The organism is Paenibacillus sp. fava2 (assembly GCF_058313675.1).
In genome coordinates, this window is sequence record NZ_CM177755.1 from 2,897,502 (window position 1) to 2,919,168 (window position 21,667).

Annotated in this window: 15 protein-coding genes; 12 read left to right on the plus strand and 3 right to left on the minus strand. The window is 51.5% G+C overall.

Annotation, left to right across the window (positions count from 1 at the left end; genetic code table 11):
• The first annotated feature begins 78 nt into the window (after window positions 1–78).
• From AC4G46_RS12275 to AC4G46_RS12310, 8 genes are all read left to right on the plus strand, one after another.
• Window positions 79–1,683, plus strand: a complete 1,605-nt coding sequence (locus AC4G46_RS12275; RefSeq protein WP_491128167.1) for a response regulator — start codon at window positions 79–81, stop codon at window positions 1,681–1,683.
• Entirely contained in the window at window positions 1,680–3,485 is a 1,806-nt protein-coding gene (locus tag AC4G46_RS12280) for a sensor histidine kinase (RefSeq protein ID WP_491128168.1), read from the plus strand. Before AC4G46_RS12275 ends, AC4G46_RS12280 begins: the two co-directional genes overlap by 4 nt.
• A gap of 41 nt (window positions 3,486–3,526) precedes the next feature.
• On the plus strand, window positions 3,527–5,107 hold the full coding sequence (locus AC4G46_RS12285) for an ABC transporter substrate-binding protein (protein ID WP_491128169.1): 1,581 nt from the start codon (window positions 3,527–3,529) through the stop codon (window positions 5,105–5,107).
• Window positions 5,108–5,210: 103 nt separating this feature from the next.
• Entirely contained in the window at window positions 5,211–6,728 is a 1,518-nt protein-coding gene (locus tag AC4G46_RS12290; RefSeq protein ID WP_491128170.1) for a family 43 glycosylhydrolase, read from the plus strand.
• A 299-nt stretch (window positions 6,729–7,027) separates the two neighbouring features.
• Window positions 7,028–7,894, plus strand: a complete 867-nt coding sequence (locus AC4G46_RS12295; RefSeq protein WP_241781899.1) for an ABC transporter permease — start codon at window positions 7,028–7,030, stop codon at window positions 7,892–7,894.
• A 34-nt stretch (window positions 7,895–7,928) separates the two neighbouring features.
• A complete protein-coding gene (locus AC4G46_RS12300) occupies window positions 7,929–8,825 on the plus strand; it encodes a carbohydrate ABC transporter permease (RefSeq protein ID WP_491128171.1) in 897 nt (298 codons plus the stop codon).
• Between the two features lie 66 nt (window positions 8,826–8,891).
• Complete coding sequence (locus AC4G46_RS12305; RefSeq protein WP_491128172.1) at window positions 8,892–10,499, plus strand: extracellular solute-binding protein; 1,608 nt, start codon at window positions 8,892–8,894, stop codon at window positions 10,497–10,499.
• A gap of 9 nt (window positions 10,500–10,508) precedes the next feature.
• The gene (locus AC4G46_RS12310) at window positions 10,509–11,459 is read left to right on the plus strand and encodes an aldose epimerase family protein (RefSeq protein ID WP_491128173.1); all 951 of its coding nucleotides are present in this window, start codon (window positions 10,509–10,511) and stop codon (window positions 11,457–11,459) included.
• Between the two features lie 63 nt (window positions 11,460–11,522).
• On the opposite strand, the gene AC4G46_RS12315 is transcribed toward AC4G46_RS12310, so the two are convergent.
• The 3 genes from AC4G46_RS12315 to AC4G46_RS12325 form a co-directional block, all read right to left on the minus strand.
• Window positions 11,523–13,988: an FAD-dependent oxidoreductase gene (locus AC4G46_RS12315; RefSeq protein ID WP_491128174.1), complete on the minus strand. Its 2,466-nt coding sequence runs from the start codon at window positions 13,986–13,988 to the stop codon at window positions 11,523–11,525.
• A complete protein-coding gene (locus AC4G46_RS12320) occupies window positions 13,985–14,299 on the minus strand; it encodes an ArsR/SmtB family transcription factor (protein ID WP_090711404.1) in 315 nt (104 codons plus the stop codon). Before AC4G46_RS12320 ends, AC4G46_RS12315 begins: the two co-directional genes overlap by 4 nt.
• A gap of 112 nt (window positions 14,300–14,411) precedes the next feature.
• A complete protein-coding gene (locus AC4G46_RS12325; protein ID WP_491128175.1) occupies window positions 14,412–15,599 on the minus strand; it encodes an ROK family transcriptional regulator in 1,188 nt (395 codons plus the stop codon).
• 281 nt (window positions 15,600–15,880) lie between these two features.
• Between AC4G46_RS12325 and AC4G46_RS12330 the strand changes: the two genes are divergently transcribed.
• The 4 genes from AC4G46_RS12330 to AC4G46_RS12345 all read left to right on the plus strand — a co-directional run bounded on the left by AC4G46_RS12330 (window position 15,881) and on the right by AC4G46_RS12345 (window position 21,637).
• A complete protein-coding gene (locus tag AC4G46_RS12330; RefSeq protein ID WP_491128176.1) occupies window positions 15,881–16,516 on the plus strand; it encodes a chromate transporter in 636 nt (211 codons plus the stop codon).
• A 13-nt stretch (window positions 16,517–16,529) separates the two neighbouring features.
• Entirely contained in the window at window positions 16,530–17,063 is a 534-nt protein-coding gene (locus tag AC4G46_RS12335) for a chromate transporter (RefSeq protein WP_491128177.1), read from the plus strand.
• Window positions 17,064–17,102: 39 nt separating this feature from the next.
• Entirely contained in the window at window positions 17,103–17,996 is an 894-nt protein-coding gene (gene lgt / locus AC4G46_RS12340) for a prolipoprotein diacylglyceryl transferase (protein WP_491128178.1), read from the plus strand.
• 344 nt (window positions 17,997–18,340) lie between these two features.
• The gene (locus AC4G46_RS12345; protein WP_491128179.1) at window positions 18,341–21,637 is read left to right on the plus strand and encodes a chitinase N-terminal domain-containing protein; all 3,297 of its coding nucleotides are present in this window, start codon (window positions 18,341–18,343) and stop codon (window positions 21,635–21,637) included.
• Window positions 21,638–21,667 lie beyond the last annotated feature (30 nt).

Consider the following 21,667-nt stretch of genomic DNA (forward strand, 5'->3'; position numbering starts at 1 on the left):
TCTAAGTATCCACAGGGCCATAAATGTAATATAATACTAGCCTAGCTCATAGTTTGGTGTGTGCTCAGGGAGGTTTATATGATCAGGCTGTTAATTGTAGAGGATGAAAACAGAACCAGGGAGCTGCTGCGGAATTATATACCCTGGGAGGAGCTGGGGATCGGCGAGGTCCAGACAGCACGCAACGGCCTTGCCGCACTTGAACTGACGGCGGGGTGGACGCCGGATATTATTATTTGTGATGTGCGGATGCCCAAGCTTAACGGCATTGAATTCAGTAAGCGCTACAGGGAGAGTAATCCGCGCTGCAAGATCATTTTTTTGAGCGGATTCTCGGATAAGGAATACTTAAAATCGGCTATTTTCTTGAAAGCGTTAACATATCTGGAAAAGCCAATCATCCTCGAAGAGGTGCAGGCGGCTGTTGAATCAGCCGTCAAGCTGTGTATAGAAGAGAACCGGAAACAGGCAGAAGAGCTTCAGCTGCAGGTTGAGGTGGACAGGAGTCTGCCCTTTCTCAGGCAGGAGATGGTGCGCAAACTGATTACCCGCCCTGACTCCCCTCATGTAGGACCGGCACTCGGCAGCCGTGAAACCTTCCTGTTACCGCTCCATGGACCTTATACGGTGCTGGCTGCAGAGCTGTACTGGAATCCTGCTGACCTTCCGGAGGATCCGCTTCCCGTTCAGGATTCACTGCTGGATGCCCTTAACCGCGAGCCGCAGATTCTGGCTTGGCGTGCGATAGCAGGCTTCGATTATGCTAACCGCCTGGTGCTTATTACCCCGGGCGAATACCGCAGTTCTTACCGTGAGGGGCGGGAAACAGCCGAGAATCTGGCGGATGTGCTGCTGCGGCTTGTCGGACCGGCCATTGAACTGAAGATTGGCGTCGGCGAGCCCACTGTTTCATTATTAGACATTCCCACTTCCTACAGGCTTGCTGCAGATGCTTGCTCGCTGCACTATTATTACAACCAGACCAAGCTTGTCTTTGCGGATGCGATAGGCCGTCATGAGCCGTTGGATATGAATCGGGATGAAGTCCGCCGGATGCGCGGGCATTTGCAGAAGGGAGAGGTTGAGGCGGCGAAGAGCATCCTGCGCCAGTGGACAGAATATGCTGGCTCAAGGATGGATCTTGATATTCTGCGGTTAAAGGATACGTATTTTCAATTTCTGCTCACTGTTCTGGAATGTGCCGCCCAGCTGGGTGTTGCGGAGTTGTCTGAAGATGCTGAGCGCAGATATATGTGGAAGGAGCTTGACCGCATTTCGAGCCTTAAGGGACTGGAGGTATATGTGCTTACTTTTCTGGAACTGCTGCAGGAGCAGCCTGACGGGGAGCATGCGGCGGGGGCCGGGAAAATGCGGGAGATTATCCGGTTTATCCATTCCCATTTTCATGAAAAGGGGTTTACAATCAGGGATATCGCCGAGCATGTCCAGCTGAGTGAAACGTATTTGTGCGCCTTCTTCAAGAAGCAGCGCGGTCAGACGGTCAAGGAATTCATCACCGAGACCAAAATGAATAAAGCTAAAGAACGGCTGCGGGAGCCAAACGTGAAGCTGCTTGAGATTGCGCTGGACCTCGGATTTACTGACGCCAATTACTTTACCACCTTTTTCAAGCGCTGTGAGGGCTGTACGCCGAGTGAATACAGGGAGCGTGCCATGAAATGAAGAAGAGAATCCGGTTCGCCAATCTCAGTATCCGTTACAAGCTGTTTGCGACCTATCTGCTTGTTATTGCGATTCCGTTTCTGCTGCTTCTGTTCATACATTTAAATCTTACCCAGCAAGAGAACAAAGAAGCGGCAGTGTACTCCTCACGTAAAATGCTTGATGAAACAAAATCCTACCTGGAATACAAGTCACAGGCGATTACCGAGGTGCTCAATTTTATCTCCTTCAATTCGCTGCTGCAGACAAGTGTCTCCGCCGACTCCCGGCAGTTTGAAGATGTGAACCTTTGGCATATGGAGGCGCTGCAGCTATCCCGGCTCGTCAATCAGTTCCGTTATAATAAGGACATTATATCCATCCAGGTCTATATGAAGGACGGACTGGCCGGTGCTACAGAAAATACGGATTTCCTGAATATGAGAAAATATATGCAGACATCCTGGCTGCAGCGCTTCACGGCTGCAAATGCCGCCTTTATGTGGGTGCCCTCTGCTGAAATCGACCCGGAGTCAGGCAGTGGCGAGCTGTCCATCCTGCGCAAAATCCCCAATGCCAATAATATCAGAGCGTTTGACGGCATTGTCCGGGCCCGGGTGCATGGAGATGCGATGCAGTCTGTTCTGGATCATGCGATTCTAACCCCGGGGACTTCGGCGCTTTTGTTCAATGAACAGGGTCAGCTGATCAGCCGGTCTGATTCCGGCCGGAATCTGGTGTATCCGGTCCAGGAGATCAATAATCTGCTGTCAGCCGGGAAGGAGACCAGCCATTACGACGAGAATTACTCTCTTAACGGACAACGCCATATTCTGGGCGTGCAGCACATTCCGAATACGTCGATGACGGTTGCGCTGATCGTTCCCTACACGGATATTCTGGAGTCGAGCACCAAAGCACGCAACCGGATCATATCCATCTTTCTCCTGGTCATTCCGCTGATGCTACCGCTTTCCTTTTTTGTGTCGGCATCGGCGACCAAACGGATCAGGCAGCTGATTCTGCATGTCCGCAAGGTCAAAAACGGTAAGTTTCAGCTCGCTCCGCTTCCGGCCAGTGAAGATGAAATCGGCGAGCTTACCCATAACTTTAATATGATGGTCAATAACATGACAGGTCTGATAGAAGAGACGTATTCACTCGGCAGGGAAGTGAAGAACAAGGAACTCACTGCGCTGCAGGCGCAGATTAATCCGCATTTTCTGTACAATACGCTCGATCTGATCAATGTAATGGCCATCGAGTCAGGTTCACGGGAGATCAAGCGCGTCGTTGACGAGCTTGCCGTGTTCTATAAACTGAGCCTGAGTAACGGAAAAGAGTATGTGACGCTGGAGAATGAACTACAGCATATAGAGGCATATGTACGGATTCAGAACATGCGCTTTGGAAACGGGATTGCCCTGGAGCTTGAGGTACCGCGTGACCTGTATGACTGCGAGCTGCCCAAGATCGTCCTCCAGCCGCTGGTGGAGAATGCTATTCTTCACGGTATTATGGAAAAGGAGGACGAAGCAGGTACAATCAGAATCACTGCGTCAGCCGATAAAGGCGATATATTCATTGAAGTCACAGATGATGGTGTAGGTATGGATGCAGCAGCATTGTCAGCCATTTTCCGGGAGAAAAGCGGAGGCGGGAGCAAAGGCGGAGGTTACGGAGTACGCAATATTGAAGAACGGCTTAAACTGTCTTATGGGGCACTGTACGGGATTACATTTGCGAGCACTCCGGGAAGCGGGACCCGTGTGTCCATGCGGGTGCCTGACCGCAGAACCGGCACGGGCTCCTATTCCGCGTAGCATATAACGACAGGGTAATTTCAGCATGGGAGGGTACACATTTGAGGAGGCTTTTATTCGGCAGCATATCTGTACTGATGCTGGCAGCCGTTCTGCTGGTCTGGCTGAGCGGTGCATTCAGGCACAGGGATTTGCCGGCAGGGGGAATTGCGCCGGAATCCGCTTCGGACAATCCGTACAGAAATGAAGTGAAGCTGACCGGCTATCTGATCGGCGAAGCGCCGCCGGGATTGCCGGAGGTGCTTCGTGCGCTCAATGACAAGCTGAAGCAGGATATCAATGCCACGCTTGAGCTGAATTATATCGCCTGGGACCAGCTTGCCTCCAGGTATTCCCTGCTGCTTGAATCCGGAGAGAATATCGATTTTATCTTCGCTGCCGACTGGTCCTTTTACACCGCCGAAGCGTCTAGAGGAGCATTTATGCCGCTCAGCAAGGAGATGCTGCGCAGCTACATGCCCCGTCATACGGCGCTAATGCCGGAGGAAGCGTGGCAGGCCACTCTGGTGAACGGGCAGTCCTATATGATCCCCACGGCTGTACAGGAGCGCAAAATTAATCTGGCTTTGTTCCGCAAGGATATAATGGCAAAGGCGGGACTTTCGGAAATTACTGCTTTTTCGGAGATTGAACCTTATCTGGCGGAAATCAAAAAAAGCTATCCGGACATGATCCCCCTTAACCTGGATTCACAATTTGACCTGTCAACCCCTTACGGCTATTTAATGGCGGAGCAGATAGGCTGGCCTGGTGCTCCATTTGATTCCGGAGATCCGTCAGCGCAAGGCATAGTCGGCGATATGGACCGTACCTCAGGTGAACTGTGGTCCATGGTCGAGGAGCCGATGCTCAGTGTCCAGAAAAAGGCGGCGCGCATCATGAAGGACTGGTACGACAAGGGGTATGTGAACAGGAATCCATTTGCCAATCAGATAAGATCCAAGCAGAACTTCTGCTACGGTAAATCAGGTATAGCCTTCGGTAATTCTAACGATCTGGTGCAGGTCTTTGCGCTTTGCAGGGAAAAAGGGATTGAGGTGTATCCATTCCCCATGCTGTATCCGTCCGGCACCACGAGCCAATCCTCCTGGCTGAATAACGGGGTAGCCATCAGCGCAAACTCCAGGCATCCCGAGCGGGCGCTGCAGGCTCTTGATCTCATTATGCAGGAGCCATCTTACGCTTATCTGGCGTACTACGGAATTGAAGGGCTGAACTATACGATGCAGAGTGACGGCAGAATTGGTCTGCCGGAGGGCGTGAGCGCCGAGAGTAACGCCTATCCGCCCGATGCCTCAGGCTTCTGGTTCGTGAATAAGCAGTTATTCCCTCCGATGGCTGTATGGACGGACAGCTATGCGGAGATGAAGGAGCGGATCGACGGTTACCTGAAACCTACAACTTATCTGGGTTTTTTGTTTAATTCGGGAAACGTCAAAACCGAAGTTGCCAACCTGAAAAGTGTCTCCACACAGTATGCCCAGCCGATCTACATCGGAGCGGTGGAGGATGTGGATGCCGCCTTTGCCAGGCTTGCCGGTCAGTTGAAAGCTGCAGGCATCGACAAAGTGAAAGCTGAGGTGGAAAAGCAGGCAGCGGCGTTTCTGCAGGGTAAACAGTAGGTTTTAAAAGAAAATCATAGCTTTACTTACTACATCCTGGAAAAGGCTTCCTTATATAATGGGTGCGAATCAGCATAATCCATTTGAGGAAGGGTGTATGTAAATGAAAAAGGGCAGGCTGTTCATCATGTTTCAATGGGCTTTGGTTGTTCTGATTACCGTATTAGCCTTCGGGCCGCTTCCGGCCAAGGCTGCAGCTGGAACGATTACCAACGACGTATTCTGGAAGGATACGGCCGGAAATCCGATTTATTCGCAGGGAGGCAACATACTCAAGGTAGGCAATACGTATTACTGGTACGGCGTGAAATACAATGGGGCAGTGACTTACTATAACAATCCGAGCGGCAAAAATAGTGATACCAGCTTTGCTGCAGTGACCTGCTACTCCTCCACCGATCTGGTAAACTGGACCTTCCGAGGCAATGTCATTACAGCCGGTGCAGAGGGGACAACCTGGGACCCCGACTGGCTGGGCCGGCTGGGTGTTGTATATAACACCAATACCCAAAAGTATGTGTTAATTACCCAGTATGCCGGACCTGAGGGCAGCGGTGTAGCTTTTGCCACCAGCAGTACCCCTACCGGAACGTTTGCCTTCCACCATGTCCAGACTTCCATTACCAATGTAGTTAACAATCTTCCCGGAGACCAGTCCACCTTTGTGGATGATAATGGAAAAGCGTACCTGGTCTTCAGTAATGCCAACGGGCGATCGCGGACCTATGTGTCAGAGCTGCGGGCTTCCGACTATCTGAATATTGAACCGGCAACCCAGGTGTTTCAGAGCACCTCAGGTGGACGCGAAGGCAATGCAATGTTCAAGTACAACGGCAGATATTACATCGCCTCCTCAGATCTGCATGGCTGGAACGCCTCTCACGCGTATGTCATTTCGTCTGCCAGTATAACCGGACCGTATTCGGCGGAATCGATCATGACCAATTCGGAAAAGGACTATTCGCATGTGTCGCAGACCGGCTTTTTCGTCCATGTACAGGGAAGTGCCGGGACGACCATCCTGTTTGCCGGTGACCGCTGGAGTGACTTTGCCGGCAACGGGCTTGGTTATAACCAGTGGATGCCGTTGTCCTTTAACGGTACAGAACCTGTACTGAACTCTCTGAGCAAATTCAATCTGGACGCCGCAGCCGGTACCTGGAGTGTTGCCGCAGGGAACAATTACATTATGAATCCGAGCTACGAGGCCGACCGGATTACGCTTAACACATTAACCGGCTGGTCCAACTGGAAAAATACCACGGCTGATCCCAACTCCAACATTTCACCCGGACGTACCGGACGTTATTCAATGACACAGTATAGTGATACCGCTTACAGTGCCAGCATGTATCAGAATATATCAGGACTGCCTAACGGCACCTATACCTTGAAAGCCTGGGTCAAGAGCGGCGGAGGGCAGCAGGTGGCCCAGATTTTCGTCAAAAACTATGGCGGTGCCGAGAAAAATGCGGCGGTTAATACGGCGATGAACAACTGGACCGAGATTACGATTCCCGATATTGCAGTAACCAACGGCAGCGCGCAAGTCGGCATATACAGTGTTGCGAATGCAGGCAACTGGCTGCGTGTGGATGACTGGTCTTTAACGAAAAACTGAATACTCCAGGTGAAGCAGCCGGCGGGGCATGTTACCGCAGGCTGCTTTTTTGCGTGCGGAATGCTTTATCACCTTAAGTTTTCGAAGGTTATCGTAGCTTTGGCTCGTTACTGGCAGGGGTGCTGCTCTCTTACAATAAAAGAGGAGAGAGGCTAACAGAAACTAGACGGAAGGTGATCAATATGAATATGAAAACCCGGCCCAAAACAGGTGCGGGAACACTGGCGGCGCCAAAGCCGGCGAGCTTACCGAAAGGGGGCTGGTTCAAGGATATACGCTCCCATTGGGTGCTGTATCTGATGTTTGCCCCCATTGCGGTATATTTTATTATCTTTGCCTATATTCCCATGGCCGGCATTGTAATGGCATTCCAGTCCTATACCGTAAAGGGCGGAATCTTTGGCAGTCCGTGGGTTGGGCTGGACAACTTCAGCTACTTTTTCCAGTCCGGCAAAGCCTGGCTTGTCACGCGTAACACGATCATTTACAATCTTGCCTTTTTAACCTGCTATACGTTTTTCTCGATACTGGCTGCGGTCGTCATCTCGGAAATCCGGCTGAAATGGTTCAAGAAGCTGTCCCAGACATTCATGTTTCTGCCGTACTTTATTTCGTGGGTGACCGTATCGGCCTTTGTCTACAATTTCCTGAATTATGAATACGGCATTGTCAACCGGATCTTCGCCTCCTTCCATCTGGAAGCTATTGATATTTATTCGACGACCTGGTACTGGTATCTCATTCTGCCGTTCCTGTATGTATGGAAATGGGTTGGCTATGGCAGTGTGCTGTATCTGGCGGCCATCGTCGGAATTGATCAGGAAATCTATGAAGCAGCTACTATTGACGGGGCTACGAAATTTCAGAAAATAACAAGAATTACCCTGCCGCTCCTGAAGCCGACCATGATTATTCTGCTGCTGCTCGGACTGGGCCGGATCATGCGCGGGGAGTTCGATATGTTCTATCAGTTAATCGGAAACAACGGGCTGCTGATGGATGCGACAGATATTATTGATACACTGGCGTTCCGCTCACTGATGGGTACTGCCGATTTCGGAATGGCTTCCTCTGTCGGGTTCTACCAGTCCGTGCTGACGCTGATCATTATCCTTGGCGCCAACTGGATGGTACGAAGATACGACAAAGATCAGGCCTTGTTCTAATCCTTACATTATTAATAAAAAGCAGGTGATAACTATGGACAGCAACACCGTTAACCCGAAGCTGAATTCTGCGCCGCTATACACTGTCATTGCGTACATCATTGTTGCACTCATCGCATTAATCTGTGTACTGCCGTTTATCGTGCTGGTCTCGGGGGCATTTTCATCCGAAAGCGCGATTCTCAAGGAAGGCTACTGGTTCTGGCCGCGTGACTTCTCGCTAGAAGCGTTCACGTATATATTCCGCTATCCTGAGGACCTATTAAACGGTTACAAAGTCTCAATCATCGTTACGGTGGTTGGAACCGCACTCTCCCTGTTCATCTCCATGATGGCCGCCTATGTCCTGTCCCGCAAAGACCTGAAGCACCGCAACGCATTGTCTTTCTTCCTGTTCTTTACCACGTTGTTCAACGGGGGATTAGCCCCGTATTACATCTGGCTCAGCCGTAATCTTCATTTAACCAATACGTATGCTGTGCTGATTCTGGCGCCGATGTTCAATGTGATGTACATCCTGATTCTGCGCAGCTTTATCCGCGGATCCGTACCGGAGCCGCTGGTAGAATCGGCCAAGATTGACGGGGCCGGGGACTTCCGGATCTTCCTGAAGATTGTGCTGCCGCTGACGAAGCCGGCGCTTGCTTCTATCGGTGTTTTTACAGCGCTGGCTTACTGGAATGACTGGTGGACCGCGATGATGTTCACGAACAAAGACCATTTGATTCCGCTGCAGTATCTGCTGTACAAGATGTTGTCGTCCATCAACCTGTCGGCTGCGATGTCCCAGCATGTGTCCAACCTGGATATGCCGAAGGAAACCTTCAAGCTGGCAATGACAGTGATTGCTACCGGTCCGATTGTGCTGATCTTTCCGTTTGTACAGAAGTATTTCGTAAGCGGTATCACCATTGGTGCCGTCAAGGGCTGATATAGGTTCCGCCTGGAGGCGGAATGTATATAGATTTAGTCATCAGATACAAGGGAGGCCAGATTTATGATGGGTTTCAAGAAAAGAAATCTTGTGGTATTAAGTGCGGCAATGCTATTGACTACAGTTCTTGCAGGTTGCGGCGGAAACAATAACAGCCCGCAGAATGCAGCAACCAATGCTCCGGCGGAAGCGGCTACTGCGTCACCGGCGGCAGAGAGCGGCAAGCCGGACAATTCCAAGGAAGTGAAGCTTACGGGCTATCTGCTCGGCGAAGCGCCCAAAGGCATGCCGGAGGTAATGAAGGCTGTTAATGAAAAGCTGAAGAAGGACATCAATGCTACTCTGGAGATCAGCTATATCGGCTGGGGGGACGTAGCCTCCAAATATCCGCTGATCCTTGCTTCGGGCCAGGATGTAGACTTTGTATTCGCGGCAGACTGGAACTTCTATGTGTCAGAAGCGAACAAAGGCTCTTTTCTTGAGCTGAATGAAGAGATGATCAAGACTAATATGCCCAAGTACCATGCCAATCAGGACCCGGCTGCCTATAAAGCGGCACAGGTCAACGGCAAGCAGTATATGATTCCGACCACAACGCCGGACCGCAAGGTAAATGTGATTGTGCTGCGCAAGGATATTATGGATAAAGCCGGACTGACGAATCCTTCCCGGATCTCCGAGCTGACCCCGTATTTCGAAGCGGTGAAGCAGAATTATCCCGATATGATTCCGCTTAACCTGGATTCCCAGTATGACCTGCCGACGCCGTTCGGTGCTTTGGCAAGCGAGAAGTTCGCTTATCCGGGTGCGCCGATTGATTCCGGTGATCCTTCATCCGTCGGATTGTTTACGGACAACGAGGACCCTGAAGGTAAAATTCTCAGCATTACAGACGAGCCTGTGAAAGGTGCTTTCAAATATGCTGCGGATACCATGAAGCAATGGTACGACGCCGGTTATGTGAACAAGAATCCGTACTCGAACAAGGTGCGTTCCAAGGATAATTTTATTGAGGGTAAAGCAGGTGTTGCTTTCGGTAACTCTATTGATATCCAGGCTACCCTTGCCGCCGCAGCAGATAAAGGCATTGAAACCTATGTCATGCCTGTGCTCTCCCCGACAGGCCATGCCCCTACCAGCAGCTGGCTGAACAACGGTGTTGCCATCGCTGCCAACTCGGCCAATCCGGAGCGTGCCCTGCAGGCGCTGGATCTGATTATGCAGGACGAAGCCTATGTGTACTTGACTTACTACGGAATCGAAGGCAAAAACTACGCCGTAACCGCTGACGGCAAGCTTACTTTGCCGGAAGGCATTACACCGGAAACAAATACCTATCCTGCGGATGCGGCCGGGTTCTGGTTCGTCAACAAGGATTATTTTAAACCAAGCGTCTCGTGGACGGATTCCTACATCGAGCTAAACAACAAGATTAAAGACATGCTTGCACCGGCGACCTATCTGGGCTTCTCCTTTAATTCGGAGAAGGTGAAATCGGAAATCGCCAACCTGAAAAATGTATCCTCCCAGTATTACCTGCCGATTACAATCGGCTCTGTAAAGGACGTGGATAAAGCGTTCGCCACGCTGAATGACAAGCTAAAAGCAGCGGGCATAGAGAAGGTGAGGGCAGAAGTGGAAGCCCAGACGAAGGCATTCCTTGCCAAGTAAGGGAACAGGATGATGACACCCGCAAACCCGGTTACCATAACTGAGGCTACCTACAAAGGCTTCGAATCAGTTGTCATCGAAAGCGCTCAGATCAGGATGGAAACGGTGCCGGAGATCGGCGGAAAGCTGGTCTCGCTCATCTACAAACCGGCAGGAAAGGAATGGCTGCTTGATTCCGGCTTGCGCGAGTTGCGTAAGCCGGAGTACCGCACTTCCTTCGGCGAGTGGGATATGAGCGGCTGGGACGAGTGTTTTCCGACGATTAACAGCTGTCACTGGGATGAAGACGGTACAGCTGAACTATCCGATCACGGGGAGATATGGCCGCTGCCGTGGGATTGCAGGATCAGCGCAGGTTCCGTTGTCAGCTCGGTCCGCAGTCCGCGCTTTCCGTTCCTGTTCACCAGGGCCATCTCCTGTCCTTCGGCTGACCGGGTCCGGTTTGATTACCAGGTTGAGAACCGGAGTGACCGCCCTATGCCGTTTCTATGGGTGCCTCACCCGCAGTTCGCCATTACAGAGCCAACGAGGGTTATTATTCCTCAGACGATGAAAGAGATGCTGTGTGTGTACGGAGGCCATAGCCTTAACACCGGTAAGCTTTACGATTGGGATCAGCTGTCGCTGATTAATCCCGCTGTAACCGGGGATGGCAGAAAGCTGTATTACCCGGACAAAGTGGAGCAAGGCTGCTCCGGTTTATACGGTGAGCACAGCGGTGATTTCCTGTGTCTCAGGGTACCGCCGGACAAAGTTCCTTACCTTGGCGTTTGGTTGGATGAGGGCATGTTCAACGACCGGGTTACCTGTGCGCTTGAGCCGGGCATCGGCTACTATGATTCCCTGGACACGGCAATCAGCAACGGGACAGCCCGGCTGATTCCGCCGCATTCATTCTTTTCCTGGCATATGGAGCTGACTTTGGGAAACGGGATGGACAATCTGATGAAGCTCTATTAATAAAACGGAAAAAAGTCCCCGGTCAAATTGTGCTGACCGGGGACTTTTTGTATTATACAGCTTTTAGATAAACAGATTATGGTTCGCTGAAGCGGCCTCACCCAAATAGTAACCGACTCCGCCGATTTTGATCCCGTCCATGAGCTCCTCCTGCCGGATGCCCATAACATCCATGGACATCTGGCAAGCCACCATTTCTACGCCCTGTGCAGCTGCGCTCTGAATGAGCTCTTCCAGGGAGGCAACATTGTTGCCCGACATGATGCTGCGGATCAGCTTCGGACCCGCACCGAGCATATTCATTTTGGATAAGCCGAGCTTGCGGCTGCTTCCCGGAAGCATCAGGTCAAACATTCTGCCGAGCATTGTTTTCGGCACCTTCTGTGTCTGAGGCTTGCGAATAACGCTTAGCCCCCAGAAGGTGAAGAACATCGTTACTTTGCGGCCGCTGGCCGCAGCGCCGTTGGCGATGATAAAAGAGGCGATGGCTTTATCCAGATCACCGCTGAAGACAACCATGGTACTTGCAGGTGTAACGGCAGCAGCGTCTGAAGAACGTAGAGCAGAGGGCTTTTGTTTGGCAATTACGGCCTCGATGATGCCGCCTTTTCCGCGGTCCAGCTGAAGCAGCTGAGAGCCGGACATGGCCGCCCATGCCTTCACGTCCTCGTAGAATCCCGGATCGGATGCCTTTACACGGAGCGTCCCGCCTTCAGGAAGCTGATCGATGGCCTGTTTGACTTGCATTAACGGACCGGGACAGCTTAATCCGCATACGTTTAAATCGTTGTCTATCTGAAGGGCAGGCTTGCTTTCAGCAGAAGCATGCTCATCGTTCTTCTTCTCTGTTCCGCTGCCGCCGCCCGCTCCGGAGGAGGGAACAGGCTTAAACTGCGACTCCCGGTAGGTTTTGTATCCGCCGCTGAGATTTTTCACCTGATAACCATGCTGACGCAGAATTTGGGCAGCTGTATATCCGCGCAGGCCAACCTGGCAATAGATCCAGATTTCTTTGGAAGGATCCAGCTCATGCAACCGTTCCCGGAGCTCATCTACCGGTATGGACAATGAATCCGGAATATGCCCGTTCTGATGCTCCAGGGCACTGCGCACATCCAGAAGAATTGTTTGATCCGGCTTACGCGAATCAAGCTGATCATAGGTGAACAGCTGTACACGGCCGGCTGTATGATTATCTGCTGCGTAACCCGCCATGTTAACGGGGTCTTTTGCAGAAGAATAAGGAGGGGCATAACACAGCTCAAGCTCTGTCAGGTCACTGACATGGCCGCCAAAATGAATGGCTGTGGCTATCGAATCAATCCGCTTGTCAACCCCGTCATAGCCGACTGCCTGTGCCCCGAGAATTTTACCTTCCGGCGTATACAGCAGTTTGAGTGTAATCGGACTTGCACCGGGATAGTAGGACGCATGGGACCCGGGATGGACGATGACCGTCTGATAGCTGACGCCAAGACGCTTCAAAGTCTTCTCGTTACTTCCTGTGGAAGCTCCGGTCAATCCGAAAACCTTAATAATGGATGAGCCTTGCGTTCCTTTATAAACGGAAGGAAGTCCGGCGATCCGGTCTGCGATGATTCGGCCTTGTTTGTTGGCAGGGCCGGCAAGCGGAACGGCGGTCTTGGTGCCATGAACATAATCTGTAACCTCAATGGCATCGCCTGCAGCATAGATATGCGGGATATTGGTTTCCAGCGTTTCATCCACAAGAATATGTCCGCGTGATCCCAGTGCGACCCCGCTGTCCCGCAGAAAAGCCGTATCCGGAGTAACTCCGATTGCCAGAATGACCAAATCTGCAGTCAGCATACGGCCGCTGGCAAGATCCACGCCAATACCTTGGTCAAGGGAACGGAAGCCCTGGACCCGCTCCGAGAACAGCAGATTTATGCCATGCTGTTCCATTTCCCGGGCAATGGGTGCTGCCAGCTCGGGATCAAAAGGCGCCAGCAGCTGCCCGTTTCCTTCAACGAGCGTCACTGCTAAGCCGGCTTCCTTTAAATTTTCGGCCATTTCAACTCCGATAAATCCGCCGCCGATTATAATTGAAGTTTGGTTGTTATGAGAAGTAACTAGCTCTTTTATACGGTCAATATCCGGAATGTTCCGGACGGTATGAATGAGCGGATGGTCCTTTCCGGGCAGATCGGGAATGATGGGCCGGGCACCCGGTGACAGAATCAGTTCATCATAGCTTTCCTCATATTGTCCCCGTTCCTCGCTCCGGACCTGGACCGTACGTTTGACAGGGTCAATACCTATGACTTCGCTCTGAATCCGCACATCAATCCGGAAACGGTCTGCCATGCCCTTAGGGGTCTGGACCAGCAGACGTTCGCGGTCCGTAATTGTACCGCCAATATAATAAGGTAAGCCGCAATTGGCAAATGAGATATAAGGGCCTTTTTCAAAAAGAATAATGTCGGCATGCTCGTCCAGACGGCGCAGGCGGGCTGCTGCGGAGGCACCCCCGGCAACTCCGCCCACAATCAATACTTTCTTGCTCATGATTCACAATCTTCCTCTCCGAATAAAATAGGTATCATTTGTTCAATCCGCTGATCAGCAAGAACATAGTTCACTTCCAGGCCATTGCGCTCAGTCGCAACAATGCCGGCACTGCGCAGCTTCTGCAGATGCTGGGAAACTGTCGACTGCGGAAGGTCCAGGCACTCCTGCATATAGGATACATTGCATTTCTTCTTGCGCATCAGGCCGCGTACAATGCACAGCCGGACAGGGTGAGACAAGGCTTTTAATAATTCAGCCAGTTCGTTATATTGCTTGGAATCACTATTATGAAAAGCGGTATTATTCATGGTATTCCTCCCGGAAGGTTATATCCTTATATTCGAATAATACGATATAGTTAGCACAAAGTCAAACTCTTTTGAAAATTAGACTTTGTCCTAACCAACAGCTGACGGTTAATCAGATCTCCAAATCCTGAAGAAGCTGGAGTGCCGCGCCGGTCATAACGCTTTCTTCTCTAAGAATACCTGGGGTAAATACCGGCTTGTAGCTTGAAGAGTCATATATATTTTTCCGAGCCACGTTAACCGCCGTTTCATAGACTACGGGATCAGCATTAACAAGTGCCCCGCCGACAATCACATACTGGGGAAGAACCGTATTGATCATATTGGCCAGGCCGACTCCCAGATAGGAAGCTGTTTCAAGGAACATCTCCCGTACAAAAGTGTCCTTACGTTCCAGAGCCTCCAGCAGGGTAGAAAAGGTGATGTGTTCAGGCAGAACAGACGGCAGGGAGCTTTCGCGGCCGATCCTAAGCTGGGACTGGACGCGTTCCTCGAGTGAAGGAAGAGATACGTAAGCTTCCAGGGCACCATAATTCCCTTTATCCCCGAGTCTCCGTCCGCCTGTCCTGATGATCATCTGGCCGATGGCTCCCTCCGTATCAGCAGTCCCCCGGATAATCTGTCCTCCGGACATAATGGAAGACCGTATGTTAACGCCTGCATGTACATAGAGCATATTCTTGCAGGCCTCATCCCGCAGAGCCCAATGCTCGGCCAGCAGCGCTGTATTAGCCCCGTTATCCAGCTTGACCGGAATCCGCAGCTGTTCTTCTAAGAGTCTGCATATAGGAACATTGCTCCAGGCATCTGACAAAAAGTATTCCGGCTTCAGAATAACCCCCGTTTGCGCATCCAGCGGGCCGACTGCCCCGATTCCCAAACCGAGTAATTGTTCATATTGTATATTATGCTTTTGCAGCATGGCATCCGTTTCTTGTCTTACAAGTTCAATGAGACGTTCAGGTGAAAGCTCAGGACCCATCTCCCAGCGCACGGAGGATAAACAGTTAAGCTGAAGATCGAACAAGCCAAGGGAGGAACTGATCCGCGAGATATCAAGTCCCAGAAGAAATCGGTATGAAGGGTTGGCCTGAAAAAGAATAGGCTTGCGGCCGCCGGTTGATGTACCCAGTCCCGAAACAAGAATCAGCCCCTGCGCGAGCAGCTCTTCGATAATCCGGGTCATACTGCTGCTTGTAATGGAGAAATGCTCGAGTAAATCGGCTTTGGAGACGGTTCCCAGATAGGCGATCCGGTTATAGATTTGCTTTTTGATTGAAAAAAGGGAAGGGTTAGGCATCAACATCTGCTCCATTTCCAAGTGGATAGGTCGGGATATGCCCAGTATATCGGATAAAAGGAGTTTTATCCAGTTATTGATATAGGAATAATGAAGTTAATTTCATTTTGGATGAAAGTTGGTAGAGTTTCACAGAGAATAATCAAGAGTATGCCGGAAATCAGAACGTTAACAAGAAATACACAATGATATGAGCATACTTTTTACCAAAATGGAATTAACGTGGTATACTTTTAAAGTCTGAACGGGTAAACGGGGCAATATGGGTACGGAGGTTTGCAATGGAAGTACGGAAAAAGAAAGAGATTAAAGTTCTGCTGCAGTTATTTACACTTTTTTTTAAGCTGGGGCCTTCGACCTTCGGGGGCGGGTATGCCATGATTACAGCTATCGAGCGGGAAATTGTGAATAAGAAGGCCTGGCTGAAGCCGGGAGAGATCGGGGATATGGTTTCGGTTGCAGGTTCAGCGCCGGGAGGGGTAGCGGTAAACTCGGCTGCTTTTGTAGGATATAAACTGGCCGGTGTCCTGGGAGCTGTCGTTGCTGTATTCGCCATTACGCTGCCGACCTTTCTGGTTGTGCTCATTCTGAGCATTTTAGGTATGCTGTTCCAGGATGTGCCCAAAGTGCAGGCAGCACTTAAAGGCGTTCATGCTGCGGTTGTCGCGTTGATTATTGTGGCCGCTTATAAAATAGGCAAGGCGTCGATCATGGATATCCCTACGATGCTGATTGCCTGTATCAGTGTGCTGCTGCTGCTGTTCACCCCGCTGCATTCCTTATATCTTATTCTGGGAGGACCTGTGGCAGGAGTCGCTATTATTACCGTCAAAAAGGTGCTTGGTCTTTCAGCCCAAACAGAAAAGCAGGTCAAGGACCAGCAGGCGGATTTGAATTATCTTGAATATTACATCTGAAGGTGCTGGTAGCATGTTGTGGGAATTATTTATTTTATTCCTTAAGGTTGGACTGATCTCATTTGGCGGCGGCTATGCCGTAATTACGCTGATTCAACGCGAAATAGCAGACAAAGGATGGATTACCGCAGGGCAATTCCAGGAGCTTGTTTCCTTGGCAGGAATGGCTCCGGGCTCCATAGCGACCAATACAGCCACCCTGATCGGCTATTCACAAATGGGGATTATAGGCGGGATCGTTTCTACGATTGGCATTATCCTGCCTTCACTGCTCATTGTCATTTTGTTTACAGCCTTTTTTCTTAGGATGCAGAGCAAGAAATGGGTGCGTTCCTCTTTCTATGGCTTACGTCCCATCATTACGGGGCTTATTGTATATGCCGCTATTCATTTTGGCCTGGGGAGCGCAGAGGCGTCCTGGCTGAGCTGGCAGAGCTTCGGGATGCTGCTGATTTGTGCGGCGAGTCTTATTGCGGTAATCCGGTATAAAATCCATCCATTTGCGGTGATTCTCTTGTCGGCGGTGGGCGGAATTGTTTTATTTTAACTCATCCTCAGACAAACATCATTAGGAGGTGACAGCGGCATGCTGAATCCGGTTGCCTTTTCCGTTGGGCCGGTTCCTGTCCACTGGTACGGTATCATTATTGGGGTAGGCGCTCTTATAGGCTTAATGCTTGTTATCCGTGAGGGTAGGCGGTTTGGGATCGAAAAGGAATTTTTCTACGATCTGGTGCTTATTGGCTTTCCATCTGCTATAGTCGGCGCGAGAATCTATTATGTGGCTTTTGAATGGGACAGCTATAAGAATAACATTGCCGAAGTTTTCATGATCTGGAACGGTGGTATCGCCATCTACGGGGCATTGATAGGAGCGGTAATTGCAGCGGTTATCTATACAAGAGCAAAGGGATATCCTTTCTGGCGGATTGCCGATATTTGCGCACCAGGATTAATAACGGGACAAATGATCGGCCGCTGGGGGAACTTTGTGAATCAGGAGGCCCATGGCGGCCCCGTATCACAGGAATTTCTGAGCAGCACGCTGAAGCTTCCTTCTTTCATTGTGAAGCAGATGTACATAGACGGCCAGTATTACCATCCGACTTTCTTATATGAATCTGTATGGAGCTTGACCGGACTTATTCTGCTGTTAATTCTGAGGCGGAGAAAATTCCTGAAATCTGCTGAACTCTTTATGGGCTACTTTATATGGTACTCCCTCGGACGCTTTTATGTGGAAGGAGTGCGTACAGACAGCCTGTCCTTTACCGGACCCGATTGGCTTGCAGCTCTGTTAAAAGCCTTATGGAGCCCGGCGGAGTTTCTGGGCTGGGGCACAATGCAGGCCGGAGAAAATATCCGGACCTCCCAGCTGCTGGCTGTTCTTATTTTTTTGGCCGCAGCAGCTTTTATTATCGTTAGACGAATCCGGAAAACAGCGGTGCCGTATAGCTCGGATATTGAGCGAAAGAAATGAACTAAAGGCATTGCCGAGTGAGGTTTCCCGCAGATCATGTTTTGTGTTAACACAAATTCATACGCAGTTCATACAGCAGCCGGACATTCATTGCCGGCTGCTGTATTTGTTATTGAAATGTTTAGGATATAACAGGCACTAGTTCGCGTGATACTGTGACTTTTTTCATAATTCTATTACAAGATTCGACCCGGTTCTCTGCCACAGTCTAGGCCAAAAGTATAATTTTGCAGCACTTTACATATTTCTGGGTTTTTCTTGATTCTTGCATGCTAGCATATAAGACGACAAACGGTGGACAATTATGGAAAAGGACGCCGATTTATATCCTAAGGAGGCAGGACATGAAGGAGAAGCATTCAGGTTGGAAAAAGAAGCTGCTTAACGGCACGCTGGCTGCAGCGGTTGCTGTGCCGCTGCAGTTGTTCGCATTCGGTGCCGGACAGGCAGCATACGCTGATGGGCCGGCCGATCCCGCACCGTTCATTGAAGCGAAAGTAGTCAATGAGCACGCCGGCCAGAAAATTCTGTTCGACAATACCCACGCCCAGACAGCCGGGGCGGCTGATTGGGTGATCGACGGTGCTTTTTCCGACTTTGGCAATGCGCTGGCCCAGGAAGGTTATTACGTCAAGGAGCTTCGCAAGACGACTCCGATCACGTCCAGTGATCTTTCCGGCTATGATGTCTTCATCGTGGCCGAAGCCAATATTCCATACAAAGCCAGTGAGCAGGCGGCGATGGCGGAATATGTGGAGAATGGCGGCAGCATCTTTTTCATCGGCGACCACTACAATGCGGACCGTAACAAGAACCGCTGGGACGGCAATGAGTCCTTCAACGGCTACCGCCGCGGGGCCTGGGACAACCCGTCCAAGGGCATGAGCACCGAAGAAGCCGGTTCCGCTGCAATGCAGGGCGTAGTCAGCTCAGACTGGCTGGCGGACGAGTTCGGTGTGCGGTTCCGTTACAACGCGCTCGGCGATATTACCGCGAACAATATCGTGGCTCCAGAACAGGCATTTGGCATTACAACAGGCGTTTCTGGAGTAGCTATGCATGCCGGCTCCACACTGGCGATCCTCGACCCGGCCCGGGCGAAGGGTATCGTTTATCTGCCGAAAACGAATGCTGCCTGGGGCAATGCTGTAGACCAGGGCGTTTACAACGGCGGCGGCGTAGCTGAAGGGCCTTACGTGGCTGTTGCCAAAAAAGGCGCGGGTAAAGCTGCCTTTATCGGCGATTCCTCACCGGTTGAGGATATAACACCGAAATATCTGCGTGAGGATACCGGTGCCAAAAAAACAACATACGACGGCTTCAAAGAGGCTGACGATGCTGAGCTTCTGGTGAACACCGTTAACTGGCTTGCAGAGCAGGAGAGCTATACGGATTTCACCCAAGTCAGCGGTCTGACGCTCGATCAGCCGACCCAGCTGCTGCCGTTCGAAGAGCCGGCGCTGTCCACCGAGCCGCAGCCGGAGCCATGGGCTGCGCCGAATGCCGGCTACAAATGGTATGACCGCAGCACCTTTAAGGCCGGTTCTTACGGCGGTCCGGCGTCCGCTGCCAATGCGGCGTACAAATTGACGCATCAGGCGGTGCTGCCGAATGCGCAGAACTTCCAGATCCGTGTCAGTGCGGATAACATTCCTGCCGGTACCAGTGTATCCGGCTTTCAGCTGGGCATCTACCAGGTGAGCGGCGGGGCCCAGATTGCCAAGATCCAGAACAGTGACGGCACCTGGCCCGCAAGCTACGGCTATAGCTCGAATTTCAGCCTGACGGCAGACCTGAACGGCCATGCCTATAAGGACCTGACTGTGCAGATCAAGCCGGGCACTACAGTGGCCTCCAATCTGCGGCTGCGCCAGAACGGCACGAACCTGATCACCCAGGCGGTAACGCTCGGCAACGTACCGGCAGAGCCGCTGCCGTCCGAGGAAGATCCGATTCCGGCGGCTGTAACCATCTCTGAAGCACGGACACAAGCAGCCGGCACCCTGGTGACGATAGAGGGTGTTGTAACGACCGAACCGGGTATCTTCGGCGGCCAGGCCTTTTACCTGCAGGATGAGACCGGCGGACTGTATGTCTACCAGAGCCAAAGCGGCTTTCATGCCGGTGACACGGTTAAGGTAACGGCATCTACAGCGCTGTACAATACGGAGCTGGAGCTGACTGAGGTTGTAAAGATTGAAAAGATTGGCACAGCAGTGCTGCCTCAGCCGGTCACCGCATCGGCGGTAAGCGACAGCAATCAGGGTCAGCTGATCAAGCTTGGTAATGTGGAAGTAACGAACATAATCTCTGCTGCTCCAAGCGGTTCCTTCGAATTTGATGCTATTGCCGGTGACGGGACAAGCAATCATATCCGGGTGGATGTCCGCACAGGCATTACGCAGGAGAGCTTCCCTTATACGGAAGGACAGAAACTTGATATTACAGGCGTTGCCGCGATTTTTAAGGGCGTCTTCCAGCTCAAGCCGAGAAGCCTCGGAGACTTCAGCGCCGCGCTAGAGGAAGCCGCTCCGGTAACAACAGCGAAGCTGTCCGCAGAGCCGAACGCTGCCGGCTGGCTGAACAAGTCCGTTGAAGTGAGCCTCAAGGCGGATTCCGATACAGCCCAAATTTATTACTCGCTGAACAGCGGCGCAGAAGCCTTGTACAGCACACCTGTGGCCGTGAGTGAAGACGGACGGCATACGGTGGTTTACCATGCGGTTTCAGCCAAAGGCAAGGGAGAAGTTGCGAAGACATTGAGCCTTAACATTGATACCGCACTGCCAACAGCGGAGCTGACGGAGTCCGGCCATCCCGTCGGCGATGTGACAGAGGAAGCGCAGCTGAAATTTGAGCTGGCTGCTGAAGACAAGCTCTCAGGTGTTGCCTCTAAGCAGCTACTGCTGGATGGACAGCCTGTTGCTGAAGGGCAGACCTTGAGTGCAGCGGCACTGGGTGCAGGGCCCCACGCAGTAAAGTACATTGTGACAGATGCTGCGGGCAACATTGCCGAGAAGAGCTACACCTTCCAGATTACCGGCGGAGCGGTTCTCGCAACAGACAAGCCTGGACAGGCTGTGCTGTCTTCGAACAGCGGCCACAGCAGCGGGCTGAGTGACGGTAACTTTACCGTAACGATGAATCTGTGGTGGGGCAATAACGCTGTCAGCTACAAGCTTTACGAAAATGGCACACTGATTGACTCCAAGCAGCTGAAGGATGCCTCCCCGTCTGCCCAGACGGCCAGCACAGCCGTTCAAGGCAAAGCAAACGGCACCTATGTATACACAGCAGAGCTGACCAACAAATTCGGCACCACCCAGAGCCAGCCGCTCACGGTAACGATCCGTGATGCTGCTCCGGGCAAGCCGGTATTGGCCCATGACAACTGGGACGGAGACGGTTCTTATAAGGTAACGATGAATCTGTGGTGGGGCACTAACGCTACAGAGTATCGTCTGTATGAGAATGGTAAGCTGATCGACACGCAGGCGCTGAATGCTAACACGCCTGCAGCTCAAAGCGCTGTCACTTCCGTCAGCGGCCGCGCTCCCGGGGAGTATGAATACCGGGCAGAGCTGGTTAACGCAGCGGGCGAGACCGTAAGTGACATTATTAAGGTAACCGTCAGCAAGTAATATGCTGGGTGGTGTTAGAGGAGGAGCAGC

Coding starts and splice junctions, on each gene's coding strand:
- AC4G46_RS12305 (WP_491128172.1), top strand. CDS start 8,892: ATGATGGGTTTCAAGAAAAGAAATCTTGTGGTATTAAGTGCGGCAATG.
- AC4G46_RS12275 (WP_491128167.1), top strand. CDS start 79: ATGATCAGGCTGTTAATTGTAGAGGATGAAAACAGAACCAGGGAGCTG.
- AC4G46_RS12280 (WP_491128168.1), top strand. CDS start 1,680: ATGAAGAAGAGAATCCGGTTCGCCAATCTCAGTATCCGTTACAAGCTG.
- AC4G46_RS12325 (WP_491128175.1), bottom strand. CDS start 15,599: ATGCCTAACCCTTCCCTTTTTTCAATCAAAAAGCAAATCTATAACCGG.
- AC4G46_RS12335 (WP_491128177.1), top strand. CDS start 16,530: ATGTTGTGGGAATTATTTATTTTATTCCTTAAGGTTGGACTGATCTCA.
- AC4G46_RS12330 (WP_491128176.1), top strand. CDS start 15,881: ATGGAAGTACGGAAAAAGAAAGAGATTAAAGTTCTGCTGCAGTTATTT.
- AC4G46_RS12295 (WP_241781899.1), top strand. CDS start 7,028: ATGTTTGCCCCCATTGCGGTATATTTTATTATCTTTGCCTATATTCCC.
- AC4G46_RS12345 (WP_491128179.1), top strand. CDS start 18,341: ATGAAGGAGAAGCATTCAGGTTGGAAAAAGAAGCTGCTTAACGGCACG.
- AC4G46_RS12290 (WP_491128170.1), top strand. CDS start 5,211: ATGAAAAAGGGCAGGCTGTTCATCATGTTTCAATGGGCTTTGGTTGTT.
- AC4G46_RS12315 (WP_491128174.1), bottom strand. CDS start 13,988: ATGAGCAAGAAAGTATTGATTGTGGGCGGAGTTGCCGGGGGTGCCTCC.
- AC4G46_RS12300 (WP_491128171.1), top strand. CDS start 7,929: ATGGACAGCAACACCGTTAACCCGAAGCTGAATTCTGCGCCGCTATAC.
- lgt (WP_491128178.1), top strand. CDS start 17,103: ATGCTGAATCCGGTTGCCTTTTCCGTTGGGCCGGTTCCTGTCCACTGG.
- AC4G46_RS12310 (WP_491128173.1), top strand. CDS start 10,509: ATGATGACACCCGCAAACCCGGTTACCATAACTGAGGCTACCTACAAA.
- AC4G46_RS12320 (WP_090711404.1), bottom strand. CDS start 14,299: ATGAATAATACCGCTTTTCATAATAGTGATTCCAAGCAATATAACGAA.